This is a genomic window from Bradyrhizobium sp. MI1.3, assembly GCF_055811695.1.
This window is the reverse complement of sequence record NZ_JBVVPQ010000153.1, coordinates 1-5,457: the sequence shown is the minus strand read 5'-3', so window position 1 is coordinate 5,457 and position 5,457 is coordinate 1. Positions and strand designations below refer to the sequence as shown.

Here is a 5,457-nt window from a genome sequence, read left to right as displayed (position 1 = left end):
TCGTCACGATGAGTTGTCGCCTATTGCTTCGCCGTGTCGCCAGCCGCGGCGTTCTACCGCGCGAGCGGTTTAGTCCTTTGGACCCAAGGCGGACCTCACAGCTCTGAGCAGGCTGATGGAACATCGACCTAGGCAATTGTCCGGCTTTCAGAGCGGCTGATAGCGAGCTCCTTCCCGCGATAGGAGGGGTTGGCGCTTCTCAATCTTCACACTTTATGATTGCAATTCGCCCGTACGGAAGCAATGATCGAATGCCTGACCATGGCTATCTCGCAAGGGAGAGCGGCATGCAGCGCTTACTGGCCGTTATCAGCGACCTTCACATCAGTGACGGAGATCTCGATGACTTCGATGACGAGCTGGAGGCGCATCTGGCGGGTTTCTTGACCGATCTCAAGCAACGGTCCGAACACGTCGAGCTGGTCATAAATGGCGACTTTCTGGACTTTGTGCAGGCATCTCCTTGGACGGGATCGTCACTCGAATCCGAGACGCAAGACGGCATCCCTTTATGCTTCACCGAGCAGCAATCGCTGAACAAGCTTGCCAATATTCAGACGCGACATCGCGGGACATTTGTTGCACTGAAGGACTTTCTCGCGGACGGACGCAATCACCTAGTAATCATGCCGGGCAACCACGATCCGGACTTCTTCTGGCCGCGGGTCCGAGAACGCTTCGCGGAGTTTGTTGGCGTCGATCGAGGCTCCAAGAAGCTCACGTTCTGCCTTGAAAGCCACTATCACCCAAACGGAATGAATTGGCTGCACATCGAACATGGTCATCGATACGACAAGGTCAATTCTTTCCATGTGAACGGGCACGATCGCTGGAGCGCGAACGAGCCGCCCATTCTGAAGGGGAAGGACGGGAATGATCGTTTGTACGAGTGCGTCGGCACGCGCTTTCTGATCAAATATCTCAATGGGCTAGACGCGCGTTACCCCTACGTCGACAACGTCAAGCCGTTCTCCCGTTTCTTTCATATCTTCGGCGCATCTGCGCTGACACCCGGCTGGGCCCCGCTCGACGCGTCGGTCAGCGTGGCAAAAATGCTCGCGTACGCGATCAAGATCGCGGCGACGCGTAAGGAAGATCTCCTGACGATAGAGGCACCCATCGGCTCCGACAGGCTACAACTGTTGGCCAAATGGGTGGACGAAGCTACCGCCCCCGAGCTCGAAGTCCTGACGCGCGCCTTGCGTGGAAGCGGCTTCGAGCTTCCGATGAAGCTCGTCACGTTCGTAGCCACACCCGAAAATCTTGAGCTGCTCGCCGAATATCTCACCGAGCACCCCGAACTCGTATCCAGTCTCGGCGAGAAGTCCGCGGCGCTGCTCGGCGCTCAGGAAGGCACGCTGAGCCTGAAGGAGGCGTACAAGGTCAACGAAACCGAAGATCTCTACGTCGGCGCCACAGAGGCGGCCATTGGTGGAGTCAATACGGTGATCATGGGCCATACTCACGAACCGCACGACCGGAAGGTGCCTGGTCTTACCTACTTTAACACCGGATCTTGGACGCGCTACTACCGCTTCGCGCCCGAAGAAAAAACTCGGCCATGGCACATTCTGAAGACCGGCTCTTACGAAAACTTCCCCTACTCTCTTCGCTACGTACAGGTCAAACCGGGCGAAGAGCATGCGACCATGGAAGTCTGGCGCGAGAGGATGGTAACGTGAGGACGGTCCACGTCGAAATCCACGAGCATGGGCCCACTCGGTTCAGGGTACAGTGGAACGAGTGGCAACCGTACACGATCAACAGGCAAGCGGTTTTGGATTATGCCGCCGACATCCGCAAAGTACTTCTCGAGCTCGTGAACCATTGCTTAAAGGACAAGGCCGAAACTGCCGCGCCAATTCTCAAGCAGCTGGCGCGCAAGGGAAACGCGCTTTACAAAACGCTGTTCCTGAGGATGGAAGGCGACGAAGACGCCGCAGGCGTCAAAAAATACTACGCTTCGCTCGGCGAGCCCTTCCGCATCGAATTCAGAGTAGCCGATAGCGTATTGGTACCTTGGGGCCTCATGTACTCCGGAGACCCGGAACTCTTGCCGGATGACTGGCGGGGGATTGAGCAAACAGCATGGTGGCACACCTATCATCAATTCTGGTGCTTCGCCCACGATACGACCGTGCGCTACATCGGAATCAAACCTAGCCAGGTCGGCGATGCATCGTCGCTCGGCATGCTTCGCGTCGCTCATCCATCTGTCTTCGGCAAAGCGAAGGACACCATCTCGTCGGAGGTCGAGAAAAGCTTCTCCGCTTGGTTGGACGAGCGCTACGGTATGCCTATCAACACCGAACAGGCATTGAAGGATTCATGGCAAGAACGCGCGTCGCAAATCGGCCTTCTGTACTTCTACTGTCATGCAACTCCGAATCAGCTCGCTATTGGAACCGACGACACTATCAACGCCAGCGGGCTTTTTCTGATTTTGGCAGATACCAAACGAGACAACGAGACGGGCTGCCTCGTTTTCATCAACGGGTGCCGTACGGCTGCAGCCGACCCTGGAGGAACATTCCTGCTGCCGGCAAGCGTGACCGGGCATGTTGGATTTGTGGGCACCGAGACGGATGTTCCGGACGTCTTTGCGTTGCGTTTCAGCACCTCGCTGCTCCACTTGCTATTCAAGGACGGTAAAACGCTCGGAGAGGCGATGAGCCGCCTCTATCGCGATCATTTCCCTCTAAGTCTTGTCTACGGGATCTACGCGCACCCGAATTTTCGGATGTGCCAGGATGGAGCACCAAGCCTCTCAAAGCAAACGAACTTCTCTGACGACGTAGTCGGAAGCGGACGGCTGGAGATACCCCATGGCCAGTGAGAGCCAGCAGCCTTACAAGGGCCTCGCCTCATATACAGAGGACGACGCTCATCTCTTCGCGGGCCGCGATGTCGACATCAGACGATGCGCGACGTTCCTTGCGGACTCTAATACTCGGATTCTCGCTCTTCACGGTCTTACCGGCTGCGGAAAGTCCTCGTTTTTGCGAGCGGGCATCATTCCCTATTTGGAAGATGGGGATACGGGGATCGCATTCGCCCGCAGAGGCAAGACTCGAGACGTTTTCATCAGTTCGACGGCAGATCCTTTAGCTAAGCTAGCTAACGCGGTATTCGAATTCACTTCGAACCCGTTAACTATCCAAACGCCGACCGGAGAACGAAAGCTAAACTTGCGAGCCGCCCTACCGGACCCGGCCGCAGTCAAAGCGGCTGCGTTCGTCCGGTCGGCCGGCCGGGATCCTTCCGTGTTGCTCGGCGTGCTCGAACGGTTAAGCCTCATCGTCCCGCACACGCTGGTCTTGATCATCGATCAAGGAGAAGAGGTCCTAACCTTGGCCAATCCCGCCTTTGAATCCAAGGCTCGCGACGCGTTCTTTGATTTCCTTTCCGCGTTCTCGATCGCTAGGTTTGCGATGAAGATCGTGGTCTCTCTCCGCACAGAGTATCTTGGCAGATTCGCCTCGCATCTACGAATGGGCTTCCGTGGCACGGGATTGACTGACTACTACCTCGGCGAATTGACGAAGTCGCAAATCAAAGAAGCGTTGCAGCGACCTGCACAGCGGTTCGGCTTCACGATCGACGAGGACGTAATAGAAAGCGCGATCGAACAACTCGATAAAGTACCGCTTGGTCGGCTCGGTGCTCTGCAGATTGCGTTCAGCGAGCTCTACTCATTGATGCGATCGCGGCAAGCAAACGAAATCACACTCGCCGATCTGGCCGAACTCGGGAACGTCGAAGGAACGATCGAACGTTTTGTGCACAAGGCATTACATGACCGCGGTACCGCACTTCGACTCCCTCCTCTCAAAGCTGAGCAGGAGGTGACTTTCTGGAAGGAGGCGCTATGCGACTTACTCCGACTTCAGCCTGATGGCACGGTAACGACCGATATCAAGAGCGAAGCCGACTTGGAGGAGAGGCTTGCCGGGACACAACTGGGCTTCGGAGAGACGACGGGAATACTCCTGACGGCGGGTCTCCTGAAGCCGATCAAGGTCGTTGATGGGGAAGGCGGCGTGGTACCTTGTTTTGCAATTGGCCACGACACGGTCGGCCTCGTACTTTGGAACTGGAAGCTTCGCCGCGAACAGCGGTCTAGCCTCTCGGCTCAGGCTCAGGTGGTATCTTCCCGCGAGGAGCCCGATGAAGCTCCGAATTCTCCGGGGCGCGAAATAGCCCTTTGTCTCTCGGGCGGCGGCTATCGCGCCATGCTCTTCGATCTCGGTGCAGTATGGCGCCTCAACGACCTCGGCTATTTAGCTCGACTAGGACGAGTTTCGGGCGTGGCTGGCGGATCGGTCGTTGCCGGCGTGCTCGGTATGCATTGGAACGAACTCTCCTTCGTTGGCGGCGTCGCCGTAAACTTCTCAGACGTAATCGCCAAGCCGCTGCTTGAATTCGCCGACCAGAGTATTGACGTAACGTCGAGTTTGCTCGGCCTTTTGCCGGGACGCAATCCTGCCGACGTGATGGCCGGAAAGCTGGCGAGCTTTCTGTTTGGTGAAAAGACTTTGCAAGACTTGCCGGACCAACCTGTTTTCGTGTTCAGCTCCACTAATCTGCAGCGTGTCTCGCTCTTCCGATTCTCCAAGTCCTATATCGGCGACGCCGTAACGGGCATCATTCGTGACTACCCAGAGCTTATCGCGATCGCGGTAGCAGCATCGAACGCCCTACCGCCAACCCTTTCCCCCCTTGTCTTGCACTTGGGCACGGCGAAGTGGGAGCCGCCTAACAGCGCGGAATTCCGGTTTCGTGAGAAGGTCTATTTGGCGACAGGAAGCCTGATCGACAACTTGGGGCTAGAGGCAGCGTGGAGGCGGCATAAGACGATCTTCGTTTGCGACGGCGGCGTAGACTCGCCGGACAACCCCGAACCCAAGGGTGGGATCGCTGGATTTGTCGAGCAAGCCGTTCGAACCGTCGAGGTCCTGGATCATCAGCTTCGCCTTCTACGTCGTCGACAGGTTATAGAAGCGCTCGAAACCAACAACAAGAGAGGTGCATATTGGTCGATCCGAAATTTCGAGAAGTACGGATCAAAGATAAGTCCAACGCGGGCATCGGAGCTTGCCGCGCTCGCGACGCGATTTGCGCCTTTGAACGAGGCGGATAAAAAGGACCTCGTCAACTTTGGATACGACGTGTGCGAGGGGGCCATAGCGGCCCAATTCGAAAACGAGCCGCGAACCGAACCCCTGCGATTTCCGTTTCCGTGAAACTCGGCGATCGCAGCGAAAGCGCGCTAAGTAGATTATAGATTATCAGGTGCGCATCAGCGGTCGACTACGCTCAAGCCTAAGTAGCGGCGCACGCGCCACAATAAACGCGCAGAGAATCCTTGGACTTCTCGAATTTACGAAATTAGCGGAGCGGCTTTGCCGCCTTTGGACTGCGAGCAGGCCCCTCCCCCCGAGGGGTGGGGTGCGGGCG

General features: G+C 56.8%; 3 protein-coding genes. All 3 read left to right on the top strand.

Features of this window, described 5'->3' with window-relative positions; translation table 11 throughout:
• Positions 1-287: 287 nt before the first annotated feature.
• The 3 genes from AC0L3A_RS39870 (at position 288) to AC0L3A_RS39860 (ending at position 5,243) form a co-directional block, all read left to right on the top strand.
• Positions 288-1,682, top strand: coding sequence for a metallophosphoesterase family protein (locus tag AC0L3A_RS39870; protein ID WP_354129570.1), 1,395 nt, complete (start codon positions 288-290; stop codon positions 1,680-1,682).
• A 95-nt stretch (positions 1,683-1,777) separates the two neighbouring features.
• The gene (locus tag AC0L3A_RS39865; RefSeq protein WP_354124931.1) at positions 1,778-2,836 is read left to right on the top strand and encodes a hypothetical protein; all 1,059 of its coding nucleotides are present in this window, start codon (positions 1,778-1,780) and stop codon (positions 2,834-2,836) included.
• Positions 2,826-5,243, top strand: coding sequence for a patatin-like phospholipase family protein (locus tag AC0L3A_RS39860; protein WP_354129571.1), 2,418 nt, complete (start codon positions 2,826-2,828; stop codon positions 5,241-5,243). Before AC0L3A_RS39865 ends, AC0L3A_RS39860 begins: the two co-directional genes overlap by 11 nt.
• The last annotated feature ends 214 nt before the right edge of the window (positions 5,244-5,457 follow it).

Bases quoted from the DNA above. Each gene is read 5' to 3' on its own strand.
- AC0L3A_RS39870 (WP_354129570.1), top strand. From the start codon at position 288: ATGCAGCGCTTACTGGCCGTTATCAGCGACCTTCACATCAGTGACGGA.
- AC0L3A_RS39860 (WP_354129571.1), top strand. From the start codon at position 2,826: ATGGCCAGTGAGAGCCAGCAGCCTTACAAGGGCCTCGCCTCATATACA.